Origin of the sequence: Pseudomonas retamae, from assembly GCF_043496865.1 — a bacterium.
In the GTDB taxonomy this organism is placed as follows: Bacteria; Pseudomonadota; Gammaproteobacteria; order Pseudomonadales; family Pseudomonadaceae; genus Aquipseudomonas; species Aquipseudomonas retamae.
This window is the reverse complement of the sequence record NZ_JBIEIL010000006.1, coordinates 256,148-282,450: the sequence shown is the minus strand read 5'-3', so window position 1 is coordinate 282,450 and position 26,303 is coordinate 256,148. Positions and strand designations below refer to the sequence as shown.

Annotated in this window: 19 protein-coding genes; 15 read left to right on the top strand and 4 right to left on the bottom strand. The window is 58.7% G+C overall.

The window, feature by feature from the left end:
* Positions 1–213 precede the first annotated feature (213 nt).
* From ACGSLL_RS14630 to ACGSLL_RS14615, 4 genes are all read left to right on the top strand, one after another.
* On the top strand, positions 214–1,896 hold the full coding sequence (locus ACGSLL_RS14630) for a fatty acid--CoA ligase (RefSeq protein WP_394506830.1): 1,683 nt from the start codon (positions 214–216) through the stop codon (positions 1,894–1,896).
* A 337-nt stretch (positions 1,897–2,233) separates the two neighbouring features.
* Positions 2,234–4,123 carry a DUF1302 domain-containing protein gene (locus tag ACGSLL_RS14625; protein WP_394506829.1) on the top strand — a complete coding sequence of 630 codons (1,890 nt, stop codon included), beginning with the start codon at positions 2,234–2,236 and terminating at the stop codon, positions 4,121–4,123.
* Positions 4,124–4,150: 27 nt separating this feature from the next.
* Positions 4,151–5,515 carry a DUF1329 domain-containing protein gene (locus tag ACGSLL_RS14620; protein WP_258448052.1) on the top strand — a complete coding sequence of 455 codons (1,365 nt, stop codon included), beginning with the start codon at positions 4,151–4,153 and terminating at the stop codon, positions 5,513–5,515.
* 176 nt (positions 5,516–5,691) lie between these two features.
* The gene (locus ACGSLL_RS14615; protein ID WP_394506828.1) at positions 5,692–8,427 is read left to right on the top strand and encodes a LuxR C-terminal-related transcriptional regulator; all 2,736 of its coding nucleotides are present in this window, start codon (positions 5,692–5,694) and stop codon (positions 8,425–8,427) included.
* Between the two features lie 95 nt (positions 8,428–8,522).
* Here ACGSLL_RS14615 and ACGSLL_RS14610 read toward each other — a convergent pair whose 3' ends face one another.
* Positions 8,523–12,923: a M10 family metallopeptidase C-terminal domain-containing protein gene (locus ACGSLL_RS14610; protein WP_394506827.1), complete on the bottom strand. Its 4,401-nt coding sequence runs from the start codon at positions 12,921–12,923 to the stop codon at positions 8,523–8,525.
* A 198-nt stretch (positions 12,924–13,121) separates the two neighbouring features.
* On the opposite strand from ACGSLL_RS14610, the gene ACGSLL_RS14605 reads away from it, so the two are divergent.
* Together ACGSLL_RS14605 and ACGSLL_RS14600 are read left to right on the top strand one after the other, a co-directional pair.
* Positions 13,122–13,766 carry an MBL fold metallo-hydrolase gene (locus ACGSLL_RS14605; protein WP_394506826.1) on the top strand — a complete coding sequence of 215 codons (645 nt, stop codon included), beginning with the start codon at positions 13,122–13,124 and terminating at the stop codon, positions 13,764–13,766.
* Positions 13,767–13,883: 117 nt separating this feature from the next.
* Positions 13,884–14,621: an OmpA family protein gene (locus tag ACGSLL_RS14600; protein WP_394506825.1), complete on the top strand. Its 738-nt coding sequence runs from the start codon at positions 13,884–13,886 to the stop codon at positions 14,619–14,621.
* A gap of 252 nt (positions 14,622–14,873) precedes the next feature.
* Here the strand turns inward: ACGSLL_RS14600 and ACGSLL_RS14595 are convergent, their stop codons facing one another.
* Positions 14,874–15,308: a Z-ring associated ZapG family protein gene (locus ACGSLL_RS14595; RefSeq protein ID WP_016773251.1), complete on the bottom strand. Its 435-nt coding sequence runs from the start codon at positions 15,306–15,308 to the stop codon at positions 14,874–14,876.
* A gap of 144 nt (positions 15,309–15,452) precedes the next feature.
* Here ACGSLL_RS14595 and ACGSLL_RS14590 point away from each other — a divergent pair, with 144 nt between their 5' ends.
* The 3 genes from ACGSLL_RS14590 to zapE all read left to right on the top strand — a co-directional run bounded on the left by ACGSLL_RS14590 (position 15,453) and on the right by zapE (position 18,647).
* On the top strand, positions 15,453–16,082 hold the full coding sequence (locus ACGSLL_RS14590) for an alpha/beta hydrolase (protein WP_394506824.1): 630 nt from the start codon (positions 15,453–15,455) through the stop codon (positions 16,080–16,082).
* Between the two features lie 24 nt (positions 16,083–16,106).
* A complete protein-coding gene (locus tag ACGSLL_RS14585) occupies positions 16,107–17,462 on the top strand; it encodes a tryptophan--tRNA ligase (protein WP_394506823.1) in 1,356 nt (451 codons plus the stop codon).
* A gap of 90 nt (positions 17,463–17,552) precedes the next feature.
* The gene (zapE, locus tag ACGSLL_RS14580) at positions 17,553–18,647 is read left to right on the top strand and encodes a cell division protein ZapE (protein WP_208939820.1); all 1,095 of its coding nucleotides are present in this window, start codon (positions 17,553–17,555) and stop codon (positions 18,645–18,647) included.
* Between the two features lie 216 nt (positions 18,648–18,863).
* Here the strand turns inward: zapE and ACGSLL_RS14575 are convergent, their stop codons facing one another.
* The gene (locus tag ACGSLL_RS14575; protein ID WP_172833317.1) at positions 18,864–19,760 is read right to left on the bottom strand and encodes a GlxA family transcriptional regulator; all 897 of its coding nucleotides are present in this window, start codon (positions 19,758–19,760) and stop codon (positions 18,864–18,866) included.
* Between the two features lie 250 nt (positions 19,761–20,010).
* Between ACGSLL_RS14575 and ACGSLL_RS14570 the strand changes: the two genes are divergently transcribed.
* A complete protein-coding gene (locus tag ACGSLL_RS14570) occupies positions 20,011–21,147 on the top strand; it encodes an acyl-CoA dehydrogenase family protein (RefSeq protein WP_394506822.1) in 1,137 nt (378 codons plus the stop codon).
* A gap of 157 nt (positions 21,148–21,304) precedes the next feature.
* Here ACGSLL_RS14570 and ACGSLL_RS14565 read toward each other — a convergent pair whose 3' ends face one another.
* Complete coding sequence (locus ACGSLL_RS14565) at positions 21,305–22,345, bottom strand: NADP(H)-dependent aldo-keto reductase (RefSeq protein WP_394506821.1); 1,041 nt, start codon at positions 22,343–22,345, stop codon at positions 21,305–21,307.
* Between the two features lie 244 nt (positions 22,346–22,589).
* Here ACGSLL_RS14565 and rplM point away from each other — a divergent pair, with 244 nt between their 5' ends.
* The 5 genes from rplM to ACGSLL_RS14540 all read left to right on the top strand — a co-directional run bounded on the left by rplM (position 22,590) and on the right by ACGSLL_RS14540 (position 26,286).
* Positions 22,590–23,018, top strand: coding sequence for a 50S ribosomal protein L13 (rplM, locus tag ACGSLL_RS14560; RefSeq protein ID WP_007917032.1), 429 nt, complete (start codon positions 22,590–22,592; stop codon positions 23,016–23,018).
* Positions 23,019–23,032: 14 nt separating this feature from the next.
* The gene (gene rpsI / locus ACGSLL_RS14555; RefSeq protein ID WP_003228056.1) at positions 23,033–23,425 is read left to right on the top strand and encodes a 30S ribosomal protein S9; all 393 of its coding nucleotides are present in this window, start codon (positions 23,033–23,035) and stop codon (positions 23,423–23,425) included.
* Between the two features lie 274 nt (positions 23,426–23,699).
* Positions 23,700–24,293, top strand: coding sequence for a ubiquinol-cytochrome c reductase iron-sulfur subunit (petA, locus tag ACGSLL_RS14550; RefSeq protein ID WP_007917031.1), 594 nt, complete (start codon positions 23,700–23,702; stop codon positions 24,291–24,293).
* Positions 24,293–25,504, top strand: coding sequence for a cytochrome b (locus tag ACGSLL_RS14545; protein ID WP_394506820.1), 1,212 nt, complete (start codon positions 24,293–24,295; stop codon positions 25,502–25,504). Before petA ends, ACGSLL_RS14545 begins: the two co-directional genes overlap by 1 nt.
* Positions 25,504–26,286 carry a cytochrome c1 gene (locus tag ACGSLL_RS14540; RefSeq protein ID WP_394506819.1) on the top strand — a complete coding sequence of 261 codons (783 nt, stop codon included), beginning with the start codon at positions 25,504–25,506 and terminating at the stop codon, positions 26,284–26,286. The genes ACGSLL_RS14545 and ACGSLL_RS14540 overlap by 1 nt, the downstream gene beginning before the upstream one ends.
* The last annotated feature ends 17 nt before the right edge of the window (positions 26,287–26,303 follow it).

The window sequence follows — 26,303 nt, the reverse complement described above, 5'->3', positions numbered from 1 at the left end:
ATTCATGCACCGATGATGGCGACTGAACTGGCGCCTTCGCGAGCAGGCTCGCTCCCACAGGTCTTTTCTGTTCCAGGCAGGCCTATGATGCTGGCGCTAAGCTAGCATTTGTACGGCTGTGCAAATCATTCCTTTGGCTGATTTGACTGTCATGCAGGCGCACTAGAGTACAAAGCTCTCCGCCAACACCGTGCAGTCAGAAAAGGGATTCTTATGTTGCAGACTCGCGTCATTCCCCCGGCCGACGGGGCCTACCAGTATCCATTGCTGATCAAACGGCTGCTGATGTCCGGCGCCCGGTACGAGAAAACCCGCGAGATCATCTACCGTGACCAGTTGCGCTACAGCTACCCGACGCTGATCGAGCGCGTCGCACGGCTGGCCAATGTGTTGACGGCGGCGGGTGTGAAGGCCGGTGACACGGTGGCGGTGATGGACTGGGACAGCCATCGTTATCTGGAATGCATGTTCGCGATCCCGATGATCGGCGCGGTGATCCACACGATCAACGTGCGTCTGTCGCCGGAGCAAATTCTCTATACGATGAACCACGCCGAGGACCGCTTCGTGCTGGTCAACAGCGAGTTCATCGGCCTCTATCAAGCGATCGCGCCGCAACTGACCACGGTCGAGAAAACCCTGCTGCTCACCGATCTGCCGGAAAAAACCGCCGAGTTGCCAAACCTGGTCGGCGAATACGAGCAACTGCTCGCCGCTGCGAGCCCGCAATACGATTTCCAGGACTTCGACGAAAACTCCGTCGCGACCACGTTTTACACCACCGGCACCACCGGTAATCCGAAGGGCGTGTACTTCACCCATCGGCAGCTGGTTCTGCACACCATCGGCGTGTCGACGATCATGGGCGCGATCGACAGCGTGCGTCTGCTTGGCACCAACGACGTGTACATGCCGATCACGCCGATGTTTCACGTTCACGCCTGGGGCCTGCCTTATGTGGCGACCATGCTCGGACTCAAACAGGTTTATCCGGGACGTTACGATCCAGAGTTTCTGGTCGAGTTATGGCGCAAGGAGAAAGTCACCTTTTCGCACTGCGTGCCAACCATCCTGCAAATGCTGCTCAACGCCAAAGGCGCGCAAGGCGCCGATTTCGGCGGCTGGAAAATCGTCATCGGCGGCAGTGCGCTGAATCGCTCCCTGTACGAAAACGCCAAGGCCCGGGGCATTCAGTTGACGGCGGCGTATGGCATGTCGGAAACCGGGCCGCTGGTCTCCTGCGCGCATCTCAACGATGAGCTGATGGCCGGCACCGAAGACGAACGCACCACGTACCGGATCAAGGCCGGTGTACCGGGGCCGTTGGTGGAGGCGGCGATCGTCGACGGCGACGGCAACTTCCTCCCGGCCGACGGTGAAACCCAGGGCGAACTGGTGCTGCGTGCGCCGTGGCTTACCGAAGGCTATTTCAACGAGCCACAGAAGGGCGCCGAACTGTGGAGCGGCGGCTGGCTGCACACCGGTGACGTCGCCACGCTCGACGGCATGGGCGTAATCGACATTCGCGACCGGATCAAGGACGTGATCAAGACCGGCGGCGAATGGATCTCGTCGCTCGACCTCGAAGACCTGATCAGCCGTCACGCCGCGGTACGCGAAGTAGCAGTGGTGGGCATCGCCGATCCACAGTGGGGCGAGCGCCCGTTTGCCCTGCTGGTGATTCGCGAAGGCCATGAGATCGGCGCGCGCGAGCTCAAGGAACACCTCAAACCATTCGTCGAACTGGGGCACCTGAGCAAGTGGGCGATTCCGAGTCAGATTGCCCTTGTTACCGAAATTCCCAAGACCAGTGTCGGCAAGCTCGACAAGAAGCGCATCCGTCTCGACATCAGCGAATGGCAAGCCAGTAACAGCACCTTCCTTTCGACACTTTGAGTGCCTGCTGGCGCGCCGAAACCGGCGCGCCAGACCCACCAAGCAAGCGCTTGGCTTGTGAAATCGAAAAAATCAGCCATCCTTGCCGTGCCGACTTGTGTCGGACTGGCGAAAGGACTGTTCCAGAGTGGTTGGCGACTGCAAATCACACTTTAGAGGGATCAAGCAGTACCCCCTGCTGGCTATAGTCCGCTCAAGGACTTTTTGAAAACGGAGCACACGCACTGATTGGGGCGAGCAACTTTGAAGCGGTTTCGGGCAGCCTTGGCTTCCGGCCCTTCACAGCGTTTTTGAAAGTACTCACTGCCATAACAATAATGCACATGGAGTAGCGTCGATGACCTCAGTAAACCAGTTCTGGCGCCGGGCGAAACTGCCTTTGGCGGTCAGTCTTGCCTCCTCGCTCGCCGGGCCCGCATTCGGCGTCAGTTTCAACGTCGGTGAAATCGAAGGCCAGTTCGACTCGTCCCTGTCGATCGGTGCCAGTTGGTCTACTCAGAGCCCGAACAAGAACCTCATCGGCGTCAACAACGGCGGCCACGGCCTGTCGCAGACCTCCGATGACGGCCACGCCAACTTCAAGAGCGGTGAAACCTTCTCGAAAATCTTCAAGGGTATCCATGACCTTGAATTGAAGTACGGCGACACTGGCGTGTTCGTCCGTGGCAAATACTGGTACGACTTCGAATTGAAGGACGAGAGCCGTCAGTTCAAGGACATCAGCGACAGCAACCGCAAAGAGGGCGCCAAGTCCTCTGGCGGGCAGATCCTCGACGCCTTCGTCTACCACAACTATGCGATTGCCGATCAGCCGGGCTCCGTGCGTCTGGGCAAGCAAGTGGTCAGTTGGGGTGAAAGCACCTTCATCGGCGGCGGCATCAACTCGATCAACCCGATCGACGTTTCCGCATTCCGTCGTCCCGGCGCGGAGATCAAGGAAGGCCTGATTCCGGTCAACATGTTCTACGTCTCGCAGAGCCTGACCGACAACCTCTCCGCCGAAGCTTTCTATCAACTCGAATGGGACCAGACCGTCGTCGACAACTGCGGCACGTTCTTCTCCCAGCCAGACATCGTGGCTGACGGTTGCGACAGCAACCTGCGTGTGCTGAACAAGCGTTCGCAGATTCCGGCCATTGCCCTTGGGCCTTTGGCGGGCGCAGGCGTCGATGTCAACCAGGAAGGCGTACTGGTGCGCCGCGGCCCGGATCGCGATGCCCGCGACAGCGGCCAGTGGGGTGCATCCCTCAAATACATGTTCGAGCCACTCGACACCGAGTTTGGCGCCTACTTCATGAACTACCACAGCCGTGCGCCGATCTTCAGCGCCACCGGCGCACCGCAATCGGTCTACAACACCGCCGCCGGCTTGCCGGGCCCGTTTGCCGCACTCGCGCCATTGCTGGTGGCCGGCAACTCGCAATACTTCATTGAATACCCTGAAGACATCCGCCTCTACGGTCTGAGCTTCTCCACTACCCTGCCTACCGGCACGGCGTGGAGCGGTGAGATCAGCTACCGTCCGAACGCACCGGTGCAACTGAACTCCACCGACATTCTGTTCGCCGGCGTACGGCCACTGGGCGGCGCACTGACCAACGCTTCGTTGCTCACCGGTGTACCGGGCCAGGATCTGCACGGTTACGAGCGCAAGGAAATCACTCAGATCCAGACGACCTTCACGCACTTCTTCGATCAGGTCATGGGCGCCAGCCGTCTGACCCTCGTCGGTGAAGTCGGAGCGACCTATGTCGGCGGGCTGGAAAGCCGTTCGGAAAAACGTTATGGCCGCGATCCGGTCTATGGCCCGGGTGAGCTGCCGGCCACTGGCACCACCAATACCTGCGCCAACATCCTCAACGCCAGCACCATCAACGGCGCAGGCCCGGGTTCGCCACAGAACAACCGCAGCCGCAATTGCGACAACGACGGTTTCACCACCTCGATGTCGTGGGGCTACCGCGGTCGCGCGATCTGGGAATACAACGACGTGTTCGCCGGGGTCAACCTCAAGCCGAACGTGGCCTGGTCCCACGACGTCAGCGGCTACTCGCCAGGCCCTGGCGGCAACTTCGAGGAAGGTCGCAAAGCGGTCAGCCTCGGCGTCGACGCCGAGTACCAGAACACCTACACCGCGAGCCTGGCGTACACCAACTTCTTCGACGGCAAGTACACCACCGTGGATGATCGCGACTTCGTTGCGCTCAGCTTCGGCGTGAACTTCTAAGCACTGCATTTCAGGACGAACGAATTTATGAAAATAACAAAGAGTCTGTTCCACGCCGGTGTTCTGGGTCTGTCGCTGCTGGCAACCAGCGTCATGGCCGCCGTGCCTGCCGCTGAAGCCGACAAACTGGGCAAAAGCCTGACGCCAATGGGCGCAGAAATGGCCGGTAACGCCGATGGTTCGATCCCGGCCTGGAAGCCACTGCCGAAGAATGCCGGCAGTGTCGACAGCAAGGGCTTCCTGTCCAACCCTTACGCCAGTGAGCAGCCGCTGTTCACCATCACCGCCAAGGATGCCGACAAGTACAAGGACAAGCTTGCGCCGGGTCAGTACGCGATGTTCAAGCGCTACCCGGAAACCTTCAAGATGCCGGTCTACCCGTCCCATCGCGGTGCCACCGTGCCGGATGACGTATTCGCCGCGATCAAGAAAAACGCCACCAGCACCAATCTGGTCTCCGGCGGCAACGGTCTGGAAAACTTCGATACTGCCGTGCCGTTTCCGATTCCGAAAACCGGCGTGGAAGTGATCTGGAACCACATCACCCGCTATCGCGGCGGCAGCGTGACCCGTCTGGTGACCCAGGCCACGCCGCAACCGAACGGCTCGTACAGCCTGGTGTACTTCCAGGACCAGTTCGTGTTCCGCGACAAGATGAAGGATTACGATCCGGCGAACCCGGGCAACATCCTGTTCTACTTCAAGCAGAAAGTCACCGCGCCGGCGCGTCTGGCCGGTGGCGTACTGCTGGTGCACGAAACCCTCGATCAGGTCAAAGAGCCACGTTCGGCGTGGGTCTACAACGCTGGCCAGCGTCGTGTGCGCCGTGCACCGCAAGTGTCCTATGACGGTCCGGGTACCGCGGCAGACGGCCTGCGTACGTCCGACAACCTCGACATGTACAACGGTGCCCCGGATCGCTACGACTGGAAGCTCGAAGGCAAGAAAGAGATGTACATCGCCTCCGACAGCTACAAGCTCGACGATCCGAAACTGAAGTACTCGGACATCATCAAGGCTGGCCACATCAACCAGGACCTGGCGCGTTACGAACTGCGCCGCGTCTGGCACGTGACTGCGACGCTGAAGGAAGGCCAGCGCCACATCTATGCCAAACGTGACTTCTACATTGACGAAGACACCTGGCAGGCAGCGGTGATCGATCACTACGACGGTCGTGGTCAACTGTGGCGTGTAGCCGAGGCGCATGCCGAGAACTACTACGACAAGCAAGTGCCGTGGTATGCGCTGGAAACCCTCTACGACCTGCAGTCCGGCCGTTATCTGGCACTGGGCATGAAGAACGAAGAGAAGAGTGCGTATGACTTCGGCTTCACCGCCACCACCAGCGACTTCACCCCGGCCGCTCTGCGTCAGGACGGTGTCCGCTAAACCGCTGTAAACCCGAGGCCGCATCCTCGTGAAAACGCCCCGACCGGTTCGGGGCGTTTTCGTGTCTGTAGTCTTTTTGTAGCCATTTGTAGCAGCAACCTTCATAACCGGTTCGATTAAGGCTAGGCTGCGGACATCTGCAACGCCGCCAACCGCCATTCGAACAAGAGCCGGCCATGACTGATCTGTCCCCGCTTCCGGGTCCTGCAAGTGTTGCCGTCACGGCAATGGACGGGCGTTTTTTCCGCCCGCCACTGCCCGACGGCTATGTGTTGCGACCGCGTCTGTGCGAGCGCCTGCAAGCCGGGCTCGGCGGGCGGTTGCTGCTGGTCAGCGCTCCAGCGGGGTTCGGCAAGAGTTCGCTGGCGGTGGAGTTCTGTCAGAGTCTGCCGGCGCACTGGCAAAGCCTGTGGCTCGGATTGAGCGCTCGCGACAGTGATCCGGGACGGTTTCTCGAACGTCTGCTCGAAGGCCTGCAAGATTATTTTCCAGCGTTGGGGGCCGGTGCCCTCGGGCTGCTGAAAATGCGTCAGCGCCATCAGCCGTTCGCCTTCGAAGAATGGCTCGACGGCCTGCTCGACGAGTTGTCGCTGCACCTCGACCCCGCCGCACCGTTATTGCTGGTGCTCGACGACTACCATCTCGCCCAAGGCCCGGTACTCGACCGTTGCCTGCAGTTTTTCCTCAATCACCTGCCCGATGGCCTGCTGGTCATGGTCACCAGCCGCCAGCGCCCGGACTGGCATCTGGCGCGCCTGCGTCTGTCGCGGCAGTTGCTCGAATTACACGAACAGGATCTGCGCCTGACCCACGACGAAGCGTTGGCGCTGCTCGATCGCCACAGCAGTTCGCTGCGCGGCGAAGCGCTGGAAAACCTGATCCAGCGCAGCGAAGGCTGGGTCGCCGGTTTGCGTTTCTGGCTGCTGGCGGTGTCCGAGGCCGGCAATGAGGCGGCCCTGCCGCAGGCGCTGAACGGCGGGGAAGGGCTGATCCGCGATTATCTGCTCGAAGAAGTCATCGATTGCCTGCCGGCCGAAGTGCAATCCTTTTTGTACGACACCGCACCGCAGGAACGTTTTTGCAGCCAGCTGTGCGACGCCGTCCGCGAAGCCCATGACAGCGCCGAGATTTTGCGTTTCCTGCTGGCCCATCAGGTGTTCCTGGTGCCGCTCGACGAGCATGGTCACTGGTACCGTTATCACCATTTATTTTCGGATCTATTGCGCAGCCGTCCCCCGACGCAAGCCTTGGTACCGACAGCGACACTGCACTTGCGCGCCTGTCGCTGGTTCAACGCGCAGGGTTTGCTCGACGAAGCCGTGGAGCAGGCATTGCGTGCCGGTCACCTCGATGTGGCGGCAAATCTGGTGCAGAACTTGTCCGAGGAGCAACTGCTCGCCGAGCAGAACGTCGGCATGCTGCTGCGCTGGAAAATGGACTTGCCCGACAGCCTGCTGATCAGCACGCCAAGACTGATCGTTCTGTACAGCTGGGCGCTGGGGCTGGCCTGCCAGCTTGATGCCGCCGAAGAGCTGTCCAGTCATCTGAGCCGCTTTCTGCCGGCGCCATCGGCCACCGCGCAAAAGTCGATGCTGGCGCAGTGGTTGGCGCTGAGCGGGATCATCGCCCGCGGGCGCGGTCATCGTGAATTGACGATCCGATACTGCACCGAAGCCCTGGAAAGCTTGCCGGCCAAACGTTATGGGCAACGGCTGATGTGCCTGTCGACCTTGTCCAATCTGGCCATTGCCGACGGTGACCTGTGGCGCGCTCGTGGCCTCAACCGTGAATCCCTTGAGCTGGCGCAACGCGTTGGCAATCCGCTGTTCGAGGCGTTGGCGCACTACGACAGGGCGCGGGTCCTGCAATCGCGGGGCGAGATCCTGCGTGCATCGGATGAAGTGCATCAAGGCCTGGAGCGCCTGCGCGGCTTGTCGTCGCAACGCTTGTACGCCGTGCGCGCGCGGCTGACGTTGTACGAAGGTTTCCTGCTGGCGATGCGCTTGCAGCCGCAAGCGGCGCGAGTGCGTCTGCTGGCCGGGCTTGGCGAAGCGCGCGCCTGTCGCGATATCAGCGTGTTGATCGGCCACTGCGTGATCGCCCGGCTGGACGGCGCCGCCGGTGAGTTCGCCAGGGCCTTCGCCGAACTCGCCGAAGCCGAACGCCTGATGCACATCTGGGACGTGCCGCCGATCTACTATCTGGCGATGATCACGCTGGTCAAATGCGAGCTGTGGCTGGCGCAGGGGCGTACCGACCTGGCCGAAGCCTGGTTGGCGCGACTGGGGCAAACCTACACCGGTGAACGCGCCGCGGCACCGCCGGAATTTCATCCACAGTTGCCGTTGCATGTGGAATTGCAACAGGCGCTGCTCGACACGATCCAAGGGCAGCCGATGCTCGCCGAAGGGCGCCTGAACATGCTTCATGAAAACGGTCAGCAGACCGGGCGACAGTTGCTCAGTGTGATGGCATTGACGCAGAAGGTGGCGTTGTTGCTGGTGGGGGGGCGTGAGCCGGAGGCGCGCAAGGCGTTGAACCAGGCGCTGGGAGCCGCCGCTGGGGGCGTATTCCAGCCCTTCGATACGTTGCTGAAAACCCATGCGGACTGGTTGCGAGGACAATTGCAGGCGCACGCGGACATTGCGCTCAGCCAGCAGTTGCTCATGCATTTTCCACCACCGATGGCGCCTCTTGCCGTGGAACACGCGGCTTGCGAACAACTCAGTAGTCGTGAACTGGCGGTACTGCGCCTGATCGCTCAAGGCTGTTCCAATCAGCAAATCAGCGAGCAGCTGTTCATTTCTCTTCATACAGTAAAAACCCACGCCAGCCATATCAACAGCAAGTTGGGAGTCGAGCGGCGCACGCAAGCGGTGGCGCGGGCTAAGGCGTTGGGAGTTTTGACGTGACTTCTACACGGCCACCAACAGACAAAAACGCCCTGAATCAATCAGGGCGTTTTCTGTTGCTGGTGGGATCTGCGAAGGCCGGCTAACAGGCGATCTCAAGCCACCAGATCGTTGGTGCTGAAGCTATTGACACCGACCAGCTGAATTTCGAAGTCCGCGCCAGCGTTGCCACTGACATTGCCCGACAGCACATGATCGACAAAGCGCAGTTGACCTGCGCCGGTGAAGTCGGCTGCTCCTATGAAGCTGAAACCGTTGAAACCGGCGGTCAGCAGATTGGCGTCGAATTTCGTCAGGTCGATCTTATCGCCTTGCAGACTGCTGAAATCGGAAATAACGTCGCGGTTGGCGCCAATGCCCATTTCGTTGACAGCACGGAAAACAAAGGTATCCGCTCCGGTATCACCGAGAAGCACGTCTGCACCTGCACCGCCGTCCAGAATGTTATTGCCGGCATTGCCTCTGAGTATGTTATTCAGCGAATTGCCAGTGGCACTGACGGCGCTGCCGACCAGATTAAGAGCCTCAAGATTGTCACCCAATCTGTAATCGATGTACGAGTACACCGAATCGAAACCGCTGGTCGAATTGGCTTGCTCGATCACCACGTCACCGAGGTTGTCGATGACATAACTGTCGTTGCCTGCACCACCAATCAAAACGTCAGCTCCAGCACCGCCGTTCAGAGTGTTGTCGTCGTTGTTGCCGGTGAGGGTGTTGTTCAGCGCATTGCCGTAAACCGTGAATCCACCGGTGCCGACAATGGCCACATCTTCGATATTCGAGAGGCTGGTCTGGTTAAGGTCGATAATCTTGTTTCGCGCGGACGTGCTGTATTGAATCACCAACAGGTCGGTGCCTTCATTGGACAGTTCCTGGACGAGGTCCAACTCACTGACCTGATCGATGTCATAGGCATCGTTGCCTTTGCCGCCGATCATGGTATCGATACCCGCGCCGCCAACCAGCTGGTTGTCTGCGTCGTTACCGGTGAGTACGTTGTTCTGATCATTACCGATAGCGTAAATGTTGTTGCTACCGGTCAATGTGAGGTTGTCCACGTAGTCGCTCAACGAGTAGTTCACCGACGCGCGAACTGTGTCGATGCCATCCCAGCGGAAAGATTCGGTGACCACGTCAAGGACGTTGTCGACGATGTAAACATCATCGCCTGCACCACCTATCATCACGTCGGCTCCGGCCCCACCGTTCAGAATATTGTTGCCGTCAGTACCCCTGAGGATGTTGTTCAGCGAGTTGCCGGTGGCAGAGAGAGCGCTGCCGACCAGGTTCAGGTTCTCAAGGTTGTCTCCCAGGGTGTAATCGATGTAGGAATAAACCGAGTCGAGATCAGTGGCCAGCGGGCCGCGTTCGATAATCACGTCACCGACGTTGTCGACAACATAACTATCGTTGCCGGCGCCGCCAATCAATGTGTCTGCGCCCAGGCCACCGTTGAGCGTATTGTCACCAGCGTTGCCCGTCAGGGTATTGTTCAGAGCGTTACCGTAGACGGTGAACACGCCGGAGCCGGTGAGGGCAACGTTTTCAATGTTCTGCAGACTGGCACGGTTCAGGTCGACAGTACTGCCCAGGGAGCTTAACGGTTGGTATTCGATCACCAGTGTGTCGTTGCCTTCGTTGGCCAGCTCCTGGACCAGATCCAGTTCACGCTCCTCGTCGATACCATAGGCATCATCGCCTTTGCCACCGATCAGCGTATCGGTTCCGGCGCCACCCACCAGTTGGTTGTTGCCGTCGTTGCCGATGAGGACGTTGGCCTGCTCGTTGCCGATCGCGTAAATATTGCCAATACCGGTGAGAGTGAGGTTTTCAAGGTTGGCGCTCAGGCTGTAGTTGACCGATGCGAGGACAGTGTCGATTTCGCCCTGCTGGTAACTGGTTTCACTGATGACATCGCCCACATTGTCGACGATGTAGGTGTCATTGCCTTTGCCGCCGATCATCAGGTCGGCCCCCACACCGCCGTCCAGCACGTTATTGCCGTCGGTACCCCTGAGAATGTTGTTCAATGAGTTGCCGGTGGCATTGAGGGCGCCGCCAACCAGATTGAGGTTCTCGAGATTGGCACCCAGCCTGTAATCGATGTAGGAATAGACCGAGTCGAGATCAGTGGCCAATGGGCCTTGTTCGATAACCACGTCACCGACGTTATCGATGACATAGCTATCGTTGCCTGCGCCGCCAATCAATGTGTCCGCGCCTGCACCACCATTGAGAGTGTTGTCGTCGCTGTTGCCGGTCAGGGTATTGCTCAGTGCGTTGCCGTAAACCGTAAAGCCACCGGCTCCGGTCAACTGGACATTCTCGAAGTGCTGCAAACTGTTCAGGTTGAGATCGACGATGTTCGATTGTGCGGTAGCGTTGTAGCCGATCAGCAAGGTGTCGATGCCTTCGTTTGCCAACTCCTGGACGAGGGCCAGCTCACCGGCCTGGTCAAGGCCGTAGGTATCATTGCCCTTGCCGCCGATCATGGTATCCAGACCGGCACCGCCGATCAGGCGGTTATCGTTGTCGGTACCTCTTAGAATGTTGTTCAGCGAGTTGCCGGTGGCATTGAGTGCGTTGCCGACCAGATTGAGATTTTCGAGGTTCGTGCCCAACGCGTAATCGATGTAGGAGTAGACGGAATCGACTTCCGACACTGACGGGCCCTGGTCGATGACCACGTCGCCGATGTTGTCGACGACATAGCTGTCGTTGCCGGCGCCGCCGATCATGATGTCCGCACCCAAGCCACCGTTGAGCGTGTTGTCGCCGCTGTTGCCGGTCAAGGTGTTGCGCGACGCGTTACCGTATACGGTGAATCCACCGGCGCCGGTAATCGCCACATCTTCGATGTTGAGCAGGCTGGTCTGGTTCAGGTCGATGATGTTGGCCTGTGCGGTCGCGCTGTATTCGATGACCAGCAGGTCGGTTCCTTCGTTGGCCGACTCTTGAACGAGGGCCAGTTCGCCAACCTGATCTATGCCGTAGGCGTCATCGCCCTTGCCGCCAATCATGGTGTCCAGCCCGGCGCCACCCACCAATTGGTTATTACCGTCGTTGCCCACCAGAAGGTTGTTCTGAGCGTTGCCAATACCGTAGATATTGCCGGTGCCGGTCAGGTAAAGGTTTTCCAGGTTGGCGCTCAGAGCGTAGTTTGCCGATGCACGAACGGTGTCGATCTCATTAGCCAGTGCACTGGTTTCGCTGATGACATCGGCACTATTGTCGACAATGTAGATGTCATTGCCCTGCCCCCCGATCATCACGTCGGCCCCAGCACCACCGTCCAGCACGTTATTGCCGTCAGTGCCTCTGAGGATGTTGTTGAGTGCGTTACCTGTTGCATTCACTGCGTTACCGACCAGGTTCAGGTTCTCCAGGGTCGCCCCCAGTGTGTAGTCGATATATGAGTAGACCGAGTCGATATCGCTGGCCGATGGGCCTTGTTCGATCACCACGTCGCCGACGTTATCGACAACATAGCTATCGTTGCCCGCGCCACCTTCCATGTAATCGGCACCTGCGCCACCGATGAGCGTGTTATCCAGCGCGTTACCGATCAGCGTGTCATTGAAGGCCGAACCGGTAGCGTTTTCGATCTTCGCGCCGTATGCAATCGCCAGTCCCTGATTGAAGGCATTGCCGCCCTGATCGGTAAATGCCTGACCGATCTTGCTGTAATGGCCTTCGTTGAGATTGAGGCTGACAGCCGCCAATTGGTTGCTCGCATCGATCGTATCGACACCGCCAGCATCCCAGATGGTTTCAAACACTGATTGTGTTGGCGCCCACGAGTAAACGTTGTTACCGGTCATCCACTGATTGTTGGCGCCATAAAGGGTCTGGATCGCCAGGATGTCGAGCACCATCGGAGTGGTCGGCAGATAAGAGTAGTTGTTGTTGTAGCTCATGACCGTAAAGCCGACATCATCGACCGCTGGATCGAGCGTGACAGCGTTGGTAGCCGACGGAGCGAACGAGTGCTTCAGACCGATGGCATGACCGATTTCATGAATAAAAGTCATGAAATCATAAGTTCCCTTGTCCGGAAACGGCTGACTGGTGTTTGGCCCGATCCAGATATCGCCACCATTGGGCTTCTCCGACGGCGTGTAGGCCCAGGCTGCCGCATCGTCGTCCAGCAATGCATAACCGCCAAAACGCAAGTCGCCCACGCTGGTCGAAGATTCGCCGGTCAACTGGAACGTGATATTCGCCACCGCCGCCCAACTGTTCAGCGCGCCTATTGCCGCCGCTTTTTGTGTGTCTGTCAGTGCATACGCGGCTTTCGGTTCATTGTCGTAACTGTAATTCGGAGCGAAAACCGATACACCAGGAACAATGAAACTGTAGGTAAGACTGGTCACCGCACTTGGGGAATACCATTGGGTGCTTTCCCATTTATAACCGGAAATGAGGCTGTCGACAGGAGCCACTCCAGTCAGTGAAACAGTCCAGGCGTTGGTGTAACCAGTGGGGCGTGGCATGAAATACTCCAGAAGTGGGCTGCGGCCCTTCCCGAATTGTGGCCGCTACAAGACTTGATTTTGAATGAAAAAAACAGAATTGGCATCATATAGCCATCATTTTCCGATTGGTGGCGTCAAAAAAATGGCCGGGCGTTATTTATCGGCGTGTGCCGTAGAATCTTGAAGTCACCCTCAGTCCTCTGCTCAGGATTTTCAATGACTGTTCCCAATCCAGTGTTGATCCGCGAAACCTTCCCCGTCGGTCCGTTGCAGTGCAACTGCACAATCATCGGCGACCCGATCACAAAAAAAGCCATCGTCGTCGATCCCGGCGGCAACCCTGACCTGATCATGGCGCGCCTCGATGCCCATGGCCTGAAGGTCGTCAGCATCATCCACACCCATGCGCACCTCGATCACTTCCTCGCTTCCGGGCAGATGAAAGAAAAAACCGGTGCGACCCTGCATCTGCACAAGGAAGACCAGTTCCTATGGGACAACCTTGAAATGCAATGCCAGATGTTCGGCGTGCCTTACACCCCGGTGCCGTCGCCGGACCGCTGGCTGAGCGACGATGAAGAACTGGCTTGCGGCTGCGGCGTGGCGTTGCATACGCCGGGACATACGCCAGGTTCCATGAGCTTCTGGTTTTCCGAGGCTAAGCTGTTGATAGCCGGCGACACGCTGTTTCGTCGCGGGGTAGGGCGCACGGATTTGTGGGGCGGCGATCAGGCGACCATCGTGCGTTCAATCAAGCAGCGGTTGTATACGCTGGATGAGGACGCGACGGTGGTGACCGGTCACGGGCCGGACACACGCCTGGGCGACGAGATGCGCGAGAACCCGTTTGTGCGTGCCTGAATTTTTTGTCACGGGTGTGCGGCGGAATTTTTAGGCATTGTCATGATCCAACGCCCGCACGGGCCCATTCATCGATGGCCGCTGCACCATAGAATGCAAAAAATGTAGGAGCTCTCCATGTTCACCACGCGTCGTTTGATTATTGTCGCTACTGCCGTGGCCGTGCTGTCCGGCTGCGCCTCGCCTAACCCGTATGACAATCAGGGGCAGGCCGACGGTGGCTCGCAAGGCATGAGCAAAACTGCCAAATACGGTGGTCTCGGTGCTTTGGCCGGCGCGCTCGCCGGTGCCGCGATCGGTCACGACAACCGTGGCAAGGGCGCGTTGATCGGCGCCGCCGTCGTCGGTGCCTCGGCGGCCGGTTACGGTTACTACGCCGACCAGCAGGAGAAGAAACTGCGCGCGAGCATGGCCAACACCGGCGTTGAAGTGCAGCGCCAGGGCGATCAGATCAAGCTCATCATGCCTGGCAATATCACCTTCGCGACTGATTCGGCAAACATTGCATCGAGCTTCTACCAGCCGTTGAACAACCTGGCCAATTCGCTGAAAGAGTTCAACCAGAACCAGATCGAAATCGTCGGTTACACCGACAGCACCGGCAGTCGCCAGCACAACATGGACCTGTCCCAGCGTCGCGCGCAGAGCGTGGCGACCTACCTGACTTCGCAAGGTGTCAGCGGTGCCAACCTGTCGGCCCGTGGCGCCGGTCCGGATAACCCGATTGCCAGCAACGGCGACGTCAATGGCCGGGCGCAGAACCGCCGGGTTGAAGTCAACCTGAAGGCGATTCCGGGCCAGCAGTATGGTGGTCAGCAGCAACAGCAGCCGGGTACGGTGCAGCAGTATCCGTAAGCGATTGCCTGAATGAAAAAAAGCCTGGTCTTGTGACCGGGCATTTTTTTGTGTGGCCTGTGCCGGCCCATTCGCGAGCAGGCTCGCTCCCACATGTATTGGGGTGTGCACAAAATTTGTGCTCCGCAACTCACCCTGTGGGAGCGAGCCTGCTCGCGAAGAGGGCATAACAATCAGCCACAAACCATCAGATACAAAAAAGCCCCCGGACACATCACTGTCCGGGGGCTTTTTGTCTGTCGCTGCGACTGCTTACTTCTTCAATCCATAATGCTCATCGAGCATGCCCGGCGAGTTCGGGCTCTTCGGCGCGTAGTCGCGCGGAGGCTCTTGATCGCGCGGTGGCGTCAGGCGTTCGCGCGGCGCTTGCGCGGCGTCGGCATGCAGGGCGGCGATCAGGCGCTGGCGGGTCTGTTCGTCGAGGGCCAGACGGTTGGCGCCCTCGGCAAGATGATCCTGCACTTCCTGATAGCTCTGCGTGAGCTTCTTGACCAGCATCGCAGTGCTGTTGAAGTGGGTGACCACCTCGTTTTGATAACTGTCGAAACGCTCCTGGATATCATCCAGTTGACGCTGCGTACGGCTCGGTGCGGCGTTCGGCGCAACGCGCGCGATCAGGAATCCAATGGCGACACCCACAACCAGGGCAAGAGTCGGTAACAACCAAACTAAGAGCGAGTGTTCCACGAGTCCTTCCTCTATAAACGGCTTTGCTTTACGTTAACGGCTCGAACCTGCGCTGTATACCGCGATTCACTCGCAATAGATCGGCACAGACAATTTGCTAGACGAGTCGACCCGATTCGAGGTCACGGAGTTCCTCCCTTGCTGATGCGTGAAACCCCTGTAGTGATTGCCGGCCCGGTGGGTCAATTGGAAAGTCTTTACCTGGACAACGAGCAGCCGCGTGGCATCGCGCTGATCTGTCATCCGAATCCGGTGCAGGGCGGCACCATGCTCAACAAGGTCGTCTCGACCCTGCAGCGCACCGCGCGCGACGCGGGTCTGATCACCTTGCGCTTCAACTATCGCGGCGTTGGCGCCAGCGAAGGCACGCATGACATGGGCACGGGTGAAGTCGATGACGCCCAGGCCGCCGCTGCCTGGCTGCGTGAAAAACACCCGGACTTGCCGCTGACCCTGTTCGGTTTCTCCTTCGGCGGATTTGTTGCAGCAAGTCTCGGCGGCCGTCTCGAAGCCGAAGGCGTGCAGCTCAAGCACCTGTTCATGGTCGCCCCAGCGGTGATGCGCCTCGGCGAGCAGGATCAACTGCCGCAGCACGGCGAACTGACCTTGATCCAGCCGGAAACCGATGAGGTCATCGATCCGCAGCTGGTTTACCAATGGTCCGAACAACTCCAGCGCCCCCATGAGCTGCTGAAAGTGGCAGAATGCGGACACTTTTTTCACGGCAAGCTGACCGATCTCAAGGATCTGATCCTGCCGCGTCTCTCGAATTGATTGCAGTCTGACAAGCGATTACCCATGACCAACCGTACCCGCATCCTCACCGGCATCACCACCACCGGCACGCCGCACCTGGGCAACTACGCCGGTGCGATCCGTCCGGCGATCCTCGCCAGCCGCGACAGCAACGCCGATTCGTTTTACTTTCTGGCTGACTACCACGCCCTGATCAAATGCGATGACCCGCTGCGCATCCAGCGCTCGCGTCTGGAAATCGCCGCGACCTGGCTGGCCGGTGGCCTGGATGTCGACCGCGTGACCTTCTACCGGCAGTCCGACATCCCGGAAATCCCCGAGCTGACCTGGCTGCTGACCTGCGTCGCCGCCAAGGGCCTGCTCAATCGTGCGCACGCCTACAAGGCCTCGGTGGACAAGAATGTCGAGACCGGTGAAGACCCGGACGCCGGTATCACCATGGGCCTCTACAGCTACCCGGTGCTGATGGCCGCAGACATCCTGATGTTCAACGCGCACAAGGTGCCGGTTGGTCGCGACCAGATCCAGCACGTGGAAATGGCCCGCGATATCGGCCAGCGTTTCAACCATCTGTTCGGCCAGGGCAAAGAGTTCTTCACCATGCCCGAAGCGCTGATCGAGGAAAGCGTGGCGACCTTGCCAGGCCTCGACGGGCGCAAGATGTCGAAGAGCTACGACAACACCATCCCGTTGTTCTCCAGCGCCAAGGAAATGAAAGACGCGATCTCGCGGATCGTCACCGACTCCAAGGCCCCGGGCGAAGCCAAGGATCCGGACAACTCGCACCTGTTCACCCTGTTCACGGCGTTCGCTACACCGGCACAGGCGCAAGAATTCCGCAGCGAACTGCTTGGCGGTCTGGGTTGGGGCGAGGCGAAGAACCGCCTGTTCCAGTTGCTCGACAACGAATTGGGCGAAGCGCGCGACAAGTATCACCAGTTGATCGAGCGCCCGGCAGATCTGGAAGACATTCTGCAGATCGGCGCGAAAAAGGCCCGTGCCGTGGCCACGCCGTTCCTCAATGAGCTGCGTGAAGCGGTCGGCCTGCGTTCGTTCGTCAACCAGGTGCAGGTCGCCGCAACCACCAAGAAGAAAGCCGCAAAAGCCGCGCGCTTCGTCAGCTTCCGCGAAGACGACGGCAGCTTCCGTTTCCGTCTGCTGGCGGCCGATGGTGAGCAATTGCTGCTGTCGCGTAACTTCGCCGACGGCAAAACCGCCGGGCAGGTGACCAAGCAGTTGCAGTCCGGCGAACCCCTGGACGTGCGCAACGATGACTTGAGCTTCAGCGTCTGGCTGCAGGGTGAATGCGTCGGCGACAGCCCGGCGTTCGCCGACGCGGCTGCGCGAGACGCGGCCATCGAAGCTTTGCGCGTCGCGCTGACTCCGGCTCAGGACTGATCGGCGGCACGACCCGACCAAGGGCCGATTGCCATTCCCGCGGGCCGTCGCTACAGTGACGGCCCGTTTTTGTTGCCTTGCTAACGAATTATGACGCCCCTAGAACGATATCAAGCAGATCTGAAACGCCCGGACTTCTTCCATGACGCTGCGCAGGAAACCGCTGTGCGTCATTTGCAGCGTCTGTACGACGACTTGATCGCCGCCGATCAGAACAAGCCGGGATTCCTTGGCAAGCTGTTTGGCAAAAAAGATCAGACGCCGGTCAAGGGTCTGTATTTCTGGGGCGGCGTGGGTCGCGGCAAGACTTACCTGGTCGACACCTTCTTCGAAGCGCTGCCGTTCAAGGAAAAGACCCGCACCCACTTCCACCGCTTCATGAAGCGTGTGCACGAAGAGATGAAAACCCTCGGCGGCGAGAAAAACCCGCTGACCATCATCGCCAAGCGCTTCGCGACCGAGTCGCGGGTGATCTGCTTCGATGAGTTCTTCGTCTCCGACATCACCGACGCGATGATCCTCGGCACCTTGATGGAAGAGTTGTTCAAGAATGGCGTGACCCTGGTTGCGACCTCGAACATCGTCCCGGACGGTCTGTACAAGGATGGCCTGCAACGCGCGCGTTTCCTGCCAGCGATTGCGCTGATCAAGCAGAACACCGAGATCGTCAACGTCGACAGCGGCGTTGACTACCGTCTGCGCCACCTCGAACAAGCCGAGCTGTTCCACTATCCGCTCGACGAAGCCGCTCACGAAAGCCTGCGCAAGAGCTTCAAGGCGCTGACGCCGGAGTGTACCGCCGCGGTCGAAAACGATGTGCTGATCATCGAGAACCGCGAAATCCGTGCGCTGCGCACGTGTGACGACGTGGCCTGGTTCGACTTCCGCGAACTGTGCGACGGCCCGCGCAGCCAGAACGATTACATCGAACTGGGCAAGATTTTCCACGCCGTGCTGCTCAGCGGTGTCGAGCAGATGAGCGTCACCACCGACGACATCGCCCGACGCTTCATCAACATGGTCGACGAGTTCTACGATCGCAACGTCAAACTGATCATTTCTGCCGAAGTCGAGCTGAAGGATCTGTACACCGGCGGCCGCCTGAACTTCGAGTTCCAGCGCACGCTGAGCCGGTTGCTGGAGATGCAATCGCACGAATTCCTGTCACGGGCGCACAAGCCTTAAACCGCTTTCGGCAAACAAAAAAGGGCCTGCGATTGCAGGCCCTTTTTTGTACTCGGTTTTTATCCGGCCGCGCGCCAGCTGATCGTTGACTGATCGTTCCCACGCTCCGCGTGGGAATGCATCCCGTGACGCTCCGCGTCACTTGCGAAGCGGACGCAGAGCGTCCGATGGCCGCATTCCCACGCAGAGCGTGGGAACGATCATGTGTACAGAGGGCTACGCAGCCTGCTGAAACTGCTGCCGATACTGGTTCGGCGACAATTCGGTGTGCTGGCGGAACAGCCGCGCAAAGAAGCTTGCGTCGTCATATCCGACCTCATAGCTGATGGTCTTGATGCTCTTGCGGCTGCCCGACAGCAAGCCCTTGGCGGTTTCGATGCGCAGGCGTTGCAGGTAGTGCAGCGGCTTGTCGCCGGTGGCGGTCTGGAAGCGGCGCATGAAGTTGCGGATGCTCATGCCGTGTTCACGGGCCACGTCTTCGAAGCGGAACTTGTCGGCGAAATGTTCTTCGAGCCAATGCTGGATCTGCAGGATGATCACGTCCTGGTGCAGCTTCTGCCCACCGAAACCAATGCGTCCTGGCGAATAGCTGCGCTGCACTTCGTAAAGAATGTCGCGGGCCACGGCTTGCGCCACGTTGGCACCGCAGAAGCGCTCGATCAGATAAATGTACAAGTCGCAGGCTGACGTAGTGCCGCCGGCGCAATACAGGTTGTCGGCATCGGTCAGGTGCTTGTCCTGATTCAGATAGACCTTAGGAAACCGCTCGGCGAAAGCATTGAAAAAGCGCCAGTAGGTGGTCGCTTCCTTGCCATTAAGCAAGCCCGCTTCGGCCAGCCAGAACACTCCGGTGGCTTCGCCGCATAACACCGCACCTCGGGCGTGTTGCTCACGCAGCCACGGCAGGACTTGCGGGTAACGGCTGCACAGTGTGTCGAAGTCATCCCAGAATGCTGGAAGGATAATCACATCGGCGTTTTCCAGGCCGCCATCGACCGGCATCACCACGTCACTGAAACTGTTCACCGGTTTGCCATCGGGGCTGACCAGGCGCGTTTCGAACGCCGGTGTCAGGCCCTGCCCCAGTTGTTTGCCATAACGCAGGCTGGCCAGATGGAAGAAATCCTTGGCTTGCATGAGAGTGGAAGCGAAAACCCGGTCGATTGCCAGGATGCTGACGCGCCGCAAGGGCGTGGAGACGTGCTTGGACATAATTCAACTTTTGTTTTGTTTTTATAAGGGAAAGTGGTCACCAGACGGCTGGATCGTCTTATTTTTTGTCGGATGTGTCCAGTGTCCCGTGACGCTGGCGGCGCATAGTCTCTGAAGGACGTATCCCTCCAACAAGAAAGACAGGTGCCGCATGATCCCCAGAACCTTGTTCAGCGCAGAGCACGAATTGTTCCGCGACAGCGTACGAACCTTCCTCGAAAAAGAAGCGGTGCCGTTCCACGCGCAATGGGAAAAACAAGGCCACATCGACCGTCAGCTGTGGAACAAGGCGGGGGAGGCGGGGATGCTGTGCTCGCATCTGCCGGAGGAATACGGCGGGCTGGGCGCGGATTTTCTCTACAGCGCGGTAGTCATCGAAGAGGTCGGAAGGCTGGGTTTGACCGGGATCGGTTTCTCTTTGCATTCGGACATCGTCGCGCCGTACATCCTGCATTACGGCAGTGAAACGCTGAAGCATAAATACCTGCCAAAACTGGTCTCCGGCGAGATGGTCACGGCGATCGCCATGACCGAGCCGGGTGCCGGATCTGATCTGCAGGGCGTAAAAACCACTGCCGTGCTTGATGGCGACGAGTATGTGATCAACGGCTCGAAAACCTTCATCACCAACGGCTTTCTTGCCGACCTGGTGATCGTTGTCGCCAAGACCGATCCAAAGGCCGGCGCCAAGGGCACCAGTCTGTTTCTGGTGGAGGCGAACACCCCGGGCTTCGAGAAGGGCAAGCGTCTGGAAAAGGTCGGCATGAAGGCCCAGGACACGTCGGAGCTGTTCTTCCAGGATGTGCGTGTGCCCATGGAAAATCTGCTGGGGCAGGCCGGGGCGGGGTTCGCTTATCTGATGCAGGAATTACCGCAGGAACGCCTGACCGTGGCGATCGGCGGCCTGGCCTCAGCCGAAGCGGCGTTGCAGTGGACGCTCGACTACACCCGCGATCGCAAGGCGTTCGGCAAGGCGATCGCCGATTTCCAGAATACCCGCTTCAAACTGGCCGAGATGGCCACGGAGATCCAGATCGGCCGAGTGTTCGTTGATCGCTGCCTGGAGCTGCACCTGCAGGGCAAACTCGACGTGCCGACGGCGGCGATGGCTAAATACTGGGGCACCGATCTGCAGTGCAAGGTGCTCGACGAGTGCGTGCAGTTGCACGGCGGCTACGGCTTCATGTGGGAATACCCGGTGGCCCGGGCGTGGGCGGATGCGCGAGTGCAGCGGATCTATGCCGGCACCAATGAAATCATGAAGGAGATCATTGCGCGGTCGCTCTGACCCTCGCTCCCACGCTCTGCGTGGGAATGCCGCCGGGGACGCTCTGTGTTCCGCTGTGGAGGTGGATCTGACTGGCCTCTTCGCGAGCAGGCTCGCTCCCACAGGGCTTCACCGTACCTGTGGGAGCGAGCCTGCTCGCGAAGCTTTTAGCGGCAAATCATGGGGCAGGGTTCGGATGATCCTTGTGAATCGCCTCGATCCCGGCCAGCACTTCATCGGAAAGCTTCAGATCAAAACTGGCAATGTTGCTGTCCAGTTGCTCAAGTGTCGTCGCACCAATGATGTTACTGGTGACGAACGTTTGCTGATTGACGAACGCAAGGGCCATCTGCGCCGGATCCAGACCGTGCTCGCGGGCCAGGGCGACGTAACGGCTGCAGGCTGCCTCAGACTGCGGATTGAAATAGCGGCTGAAGCGGCTGTAGAGGCTCAGGCGACCTTTCGCCGGGCGCGCGCCGCCCTCGTACTTGCCCGAGAGGAAGCCGAACGCCAGCGGGGAATAGGCGAGCAGGCCGCACTGTTCGCGGATGGCGATTTCCGCCAGGCCCACTTCAAAGCTGCGGTTGAGCAGGTTGTACGGATTCTGGATCGACACCGCACGCGGCCAGCCACGGGCTTCGGCCAGGGCGAGAAAGCGCATGGTGCCCCATGGCGTTTCGTTGGACAGGCCGATGTGGCGGATCTTGCCGGCTTTCACCTGCTCGTCGAGGGCTTCGAGGGTGTCTTCCAGCGGCGTCAGATTGGCTTCGGTCTTGTGCTTGTAGCCCAGCTGTCCAAAAAAGTTGGTGCTGCGTTCCGGCCAGTGCAGTTGGTACAGATCGATGTAGTCGGTCTGCAGGCGCTTGAGGCTGGCGTCCAGCGCTTCGGTGATGTGCTGACGGTTGTGGCGCAGGTTCTTGCCGCGAATGTAGTCGATGGTGTTGCCCGGGCCGGCGATCTTGCTGGCGAGGATCCAGTCGGCGCGGTCGCCGCGACTCTTGAAGTAATTGCCGATGTAGCGCTCGGTGGTGGCGTAGGTTTCGGCTTTCGGCGGCACCGGGTACATCTCGGCGGTGTCGAGGAAATTGATCCCGGCCTCTTTGGCGCGTTCGATCTGGGCGAAGGCTTCAGCTTCAGTATTCTGCTCGCCCCAGGTCATGGTGCCGAGGCAGATTGCACTCACGTTCAGGTCGGTACGGCCTAGCTGGCGATAGTCCATCGGGTGCTCCTTGGGCAAAACAATCATAAAAGCAGGTTGAAATATTTTTCGCAATCTGCATAATTGCCGACCTCTTTCTGCAGTGGAAGTGATGCGCCGCCGCCGAAGAATCTTGCCGTTGAACGGACGCGCCGACCCGAGCCCCCGAAAGCGTCTGTATCCGGCTGCCTTTGACTTGTCAAAGTACGCACTATTCAGTAAGATCCGCCGTCTTATTTACAGGCGGCCCCTGAGGCTATAAAGAATGAAAACTTTTACTGCTAAACCGGAAACAGTAAAGCGCGACTGGTTTGTCGTCGACGCTGCTGGTCAGACCCTGGGTCGTCTGGCCACCGAAATCGCGAGCCGTCTGCGTGGCAAGCACAAGCCTGAGTACACTCCTCACGTTGACACCGGCGACTACATCGTCGTCATCAACGCCGAGCAGATCCGTGTTACCGGCGCTAAAACCACTGACAAAATGTACTACTCCCACTCCGGTTTCCCGGGCGGCATCAAGTCGATCAACTTTGAAAAGCTGATCGCCAAGGCCCCTGAGCGCGTGATCGAGACCGCGGTTAAAGGCATGCTGCCTAAAAACCCACTGGGTCGCGACATGTACCGTAAGCTGAAAGTCTATGCGGGCGCTGCTCACCCTCATACTGCTCAGCAGCCCCAAGAACTGAAGTTTTAACGGAATAGTACATTATGTCGGCGACTCAAAATTACGGCACTGGCCGTCGCAAGACCGCAACCGCACGCGTTTTCCTGCGTCCGGGTACTGGTAACATCTCCATCAACAACCGTTCGCTGGATAACTTCTTCGGCCGCGAAACTGCCCGCATGGTAGTTCGTCAGCCGCTGGAGCTGACCGAGACTGTCGAGAAGTTCGACATCTACGTCACCGTGATCGGCGGTGGTGTAAGTGGTCAGGCTGGCGCAATCCGCCACGGCATCACTCGCGCTCTGATGGACTACGATGAAACCCTGCGTAGCGCTCTGCGCAAAGCTGGCTTCGTTACCCGCGACGCCCGTGAAGTTGAACGTAAGAAAGTGGGTCTGCGTAAAGCGCGTAAGCGTCCGCAGTACTCGAAGCGTTAATACCGCTTCCACGTTCAAAAAAGAACGCCCGATTCCTCACGGAATCGGGCGTTTTTTTATGCCTGCATTTTTTCCAGAAAGAATTGCGCTGTGACAACTTGCCTCATTCGCAGACCCCCTATACTGCAAGGCTTAGGGGTGGAGAGCTCCGGGTAATTCCCTTGTCAGAATTGGGGCTTTTCATTACCATTCGGCAAAATTTTTATAAGTAGCACGCGGTTTATTTAGTAGACGCCTGATTTAACAGGCCAAAAAGCTGATGGGAGAGGACTGAATGAGCAATGACGGCGTGAATGCAGGCCGGCGTCGCTTCCTGGTAGCAGCCACATCCGTGGTGGGTGCTGCAGGAGCGGTGGGGGCTGCGGTCCCGTTCGTAGGGTCATGGTTTCCCAGTGCCAAGGCGAAAGCTGCTGGCGCACCGGTGAAAGTGAATGTCAGCAAAATCGAGCCAGGCCAGCAAATGATTGCTGAATGGCGCGGCCAGCCGGTGTTCATTGTCCGCCGTACCGAGGAAATCCTGGGGAATCTGAAAAAGATCGAGGGCCAGCTCTCCGATCCGACCTCGAAAAACTCTACGCAACCTACCTATGTCGACCCTGAAGTGCGCTCGATCAAGCCGGAAATTCTGCTGCTGATCGGGATTTGTACGCACCTGGGTTGCTCACCGACTTTCCGTCCCGAAGTGGCACCTGCTGATCTGGGCAAAGACTGGGTAGGCGGTTATTTCTGCCCTTGCCACGGTTCCCACTACGATTTGGCTGGCCGCGTCTACAAGTCGCAACCTGCGCCTTTGAACCTGCCAGTTCCCCCGCATTCCTATGAGACCGATGACCTGATTGTCATTGGCGTCGATACGGAGAAAGCGTGATGAGCAAGTTCATGGATTGGGTTGATGCGCGCTTTCCTGCAACCAAGATGTGGGAAGACCATCTCAGCAAGTATTACGCTCCGAAAAACTTCAACTTCTTCTATTTCTTCGGCTCCCTGGCGTTGCTGGTGCTGGTCAACCAGATCGTCACCGGTGTCTGGCTGACCATGAGCTACACGCCGTCGGCAGAAGAAGCGTTTGCTTCCGTCGAATACATCATGCGCGACGTCGAGTACGGCTCGATCCTGCGTTTGCTGCACTCGACCGGCGCTTCGGCGTTCTTCATCGTGGTGTATCTGCACATGTTCCGCGGCTTGCTCTACGGCTCGTACCAGAAGCCGCGCGAGCTGGTCTGGGTGTTCGGCATGCTGATCTACCTGGCGCTGATGGCCGAAGCGTTCATGGGTTATCTGCTGCCGTGGGGCCAGATGTCGTACTGGGGGGCGCAGGTGATCATCTCGCTGTTCGGCGCGATTCCGCTGATCGGTGATGACCTGACCCAGTGGATTCGTGGTGACTACCTGATCTCCGGAATTACCCTGAACCGCTTCTTTGCGTTGCACGTCGTGGCGCTGCCGATCGTGATTCTCGGTCTGGTGGTGCTGCACATTCTGGCGCTGCACGAAGTGGGTTCGAACAACCCTGACGGCGTCGATATCAAGAAGCACAAAGACGAAAACGGCATCCCGCTGGACGGCATTGCGTTTCACCCGTACTACACCGTGAAAGACATTGTCGGCGTCGTGGTGTTCCTGTTTATCTTCTGCTTCATTGTGTTCTTCTTCCCGGAAATGGGTGGTTACTTCCTCGAAAAGCCCAACTTCGAGCCGGCCAACCCGTTCAAGACGCCTGAGCATATCGCACCGGTCTGGTATTTCACGCCGTTCTACGCGATCTTGCGTGCGATACCGGACAAGCTCATGGGCGTTATCGCCATGGGTGCGTCCATTGCGTTGCTTTTTGTCCTGCCCTGGCTTGACCGAAGTCCTGTCAGGTCAATGCGCTATAAGGGCTGGATGAGCAAAATCTGGCTGGTTGTATTCTGTATTTCTTTCGTGCTGCTTGGCTGGACCGGTGTGAAAGCTCCGACGCCATCTCTGACGTTGCTGTCGCAGGTCTGCACCTTCCTGTACTTCGCCTACTTCATTCTGATGCCGTTCTACACCCGGCTCGAGAAGACCAAACCGGTTCCGGAAAGGGTGACTGGCTGATGAAAAAGTTATTTTTCGCTCTGATTTTTGTTGCGCTGCCTTCCCTGACTTTTGCAGCCGGAGGCCATGGTCCGGAACTCGAAAGTGTCGACATCGATGTGTCCGACAAGGCGGCTTTGCAGGATGGCGCACGGACCTTTGCCAACTATTGCATGGGTTGCCACAGTGCCAAATTCCAGCGTTACGAGCGGGTCGCTGATGATCTCGGCATTCCGCACGAATTGATGCTGGAAAAACTGGTGTTCACTGGCGCCAAGATTGGCGACCACATGAACATCGGCATGCAGCCGGCCGACGCCAAGACCTGGTTCGGCGCAGCGCCACCGGACCTGACCCTGGTGGCTCGCGTACGCGGCACTGACTGGCTGTACGGTTACCTGAAGTCGTTCTACGAAGACCCGGCGCGCCCGTGGGGCGTGAACAACAAGGTCTTCCCGAACGTCGGCATGCCTAACGTGCTGGTCGGCCTGCAAGGTCGCCAGGTCGTAGGTTGCAAGCAAGTGCAGATCGTCGAGGACGGCAAGAAGCAATATGATCCGCTGACCGGCACGCCTTTGACCCATGAAGCCTGCGATCAACTGACCATCGTGCCTAAATCCGGTGCTCTGAACGAAGAGCAGTTCGATGAGAAGGTCAAGAATCTGGTAACCTTCCTGGCTTACTCGGCTAACCCGGTTAAGCTGCAACATCAGCGCATCGGTACTTATGTCTTGCTGTACCTGGCGTTCTTCTTTGTGTTCGCCTATCTGCTCAAGCGTGAATACTGGAAAGACGTGCACTGATACGCTTCAAGCATTGC

Coding starts and splice junctions, on each gene's coding strand:
- ACGSLL_RS14630 (WP_394506830.1), top strand. CDS start 214: ATGTTGCAGACTCGCGTCATTCCCCCGGCCGACGGGGCCTACCAGTAT.
- ACGSLL_RS14625 (WP_394506829.1), top strand. CDS start 2,234: ATGACCTCAGTAAACCAGTTCTGGCGCCGGGCGAAACTGCCTTTGGCG.
- ACGSLL_RS14620 (WP_258448052.1), top strand. CDS start 4,151: ATGAAAATAACAAAGAGTCTGTTCCACGCCGGTGTTCTGGGTCTGTCG.
- ACGSLL_RS14615 (WP_394506828.1), top strand. CDS start 5,692: ATGACTGATCTGTCCCCGCTTCCGGGTCCTGCAAGTGTTGCCGTCACG.
- ACGSLL_RS14610 (WP_394506827.1), bottom strand. CDS start 12,923: ATGCCACGCCCCACTGGTTACACCAACGCCTGGACTGTTTCACTGACT.
- ACGSLL_RS14605 (WP_394506826.1), top strand. CDS start 13,122: ATGACTGTTCCCAATCCAGTGTTGATCCGCGAAACCTTCCCCGTCGGT.
- ACGSLL_RS14600 (WP_394506825.1), top strand. CDS start 13,884: ATGTTCACCACGCGTCGTTTGATTATTGTCGCTACTGCCGTGGCCGTG.
- ACGSLL_RS14590 (WP_394506824.1), top strand. CDS start 15,453: ATGCGTGAAACCCCTGTAGTGATTGCCGGCCCGGTGGGTCAATTGGAA.
- ACGSLL_RS14585 (WP_394506823.1), top strand. CDS start 16,107: ATGACCAACCGTACCCGCATCCTCACCGGCATCACCACCACCGGCACG.
- zapE (WP_208939820.1), top strand. CDS start 17,553: ATGACGCCCCTAGAACGATATCAAGCAGATCTGAAACGCCCGGACTTC.
- ACGSLL_RS14570 (WP_394506822.1), top strand. CDS start 20,011: ATGATCCCCAGAACCTTGTTCAGCGCAGAGCACGAATTGTTCCGCGAC.
- ACGSLL_RS14565 (WP_394506821.1), bottom strand. CDS start 22,345: ATGGACTATCGCCAGCTAGGCCGTACCGACCTGAACGTGAGTGCAATC.
- rplM (WP_007917032.1), top strand. CDS start 22,590: ATGAAAACTTTTACTGCTAAACCGGAAACAGTAAAGCGCGACTGGTTT.
- rpsI (WP_003228056.1), top strand. CDS start 23,033: ATGTCGGCGACTCAAAATTACGGCACTGGCCGTCGCAAGACCGCAACC.
- petA (WP_007917031.1), top strand. CDS start 23,700: ATGAGCAATGACGGCGTGAATGCAGGCCGGCGTCGCTTCCTGGTAGCA.
- ACGSLL_RS14545 (WP_394506820.1), top strand. CDS start 24,293: ATGAGCAAGTTCATGGATTGGGTTGATGCGCGCTTTCCTGCAACCAAG.
- ACGSLL_RS14540 (WP_394506819.1), top strand. CDS start 25,504: ATGAAAAAGTTATTTTTCGCTCTGATTTTTGTTGCGCTGCCTTCCCTG.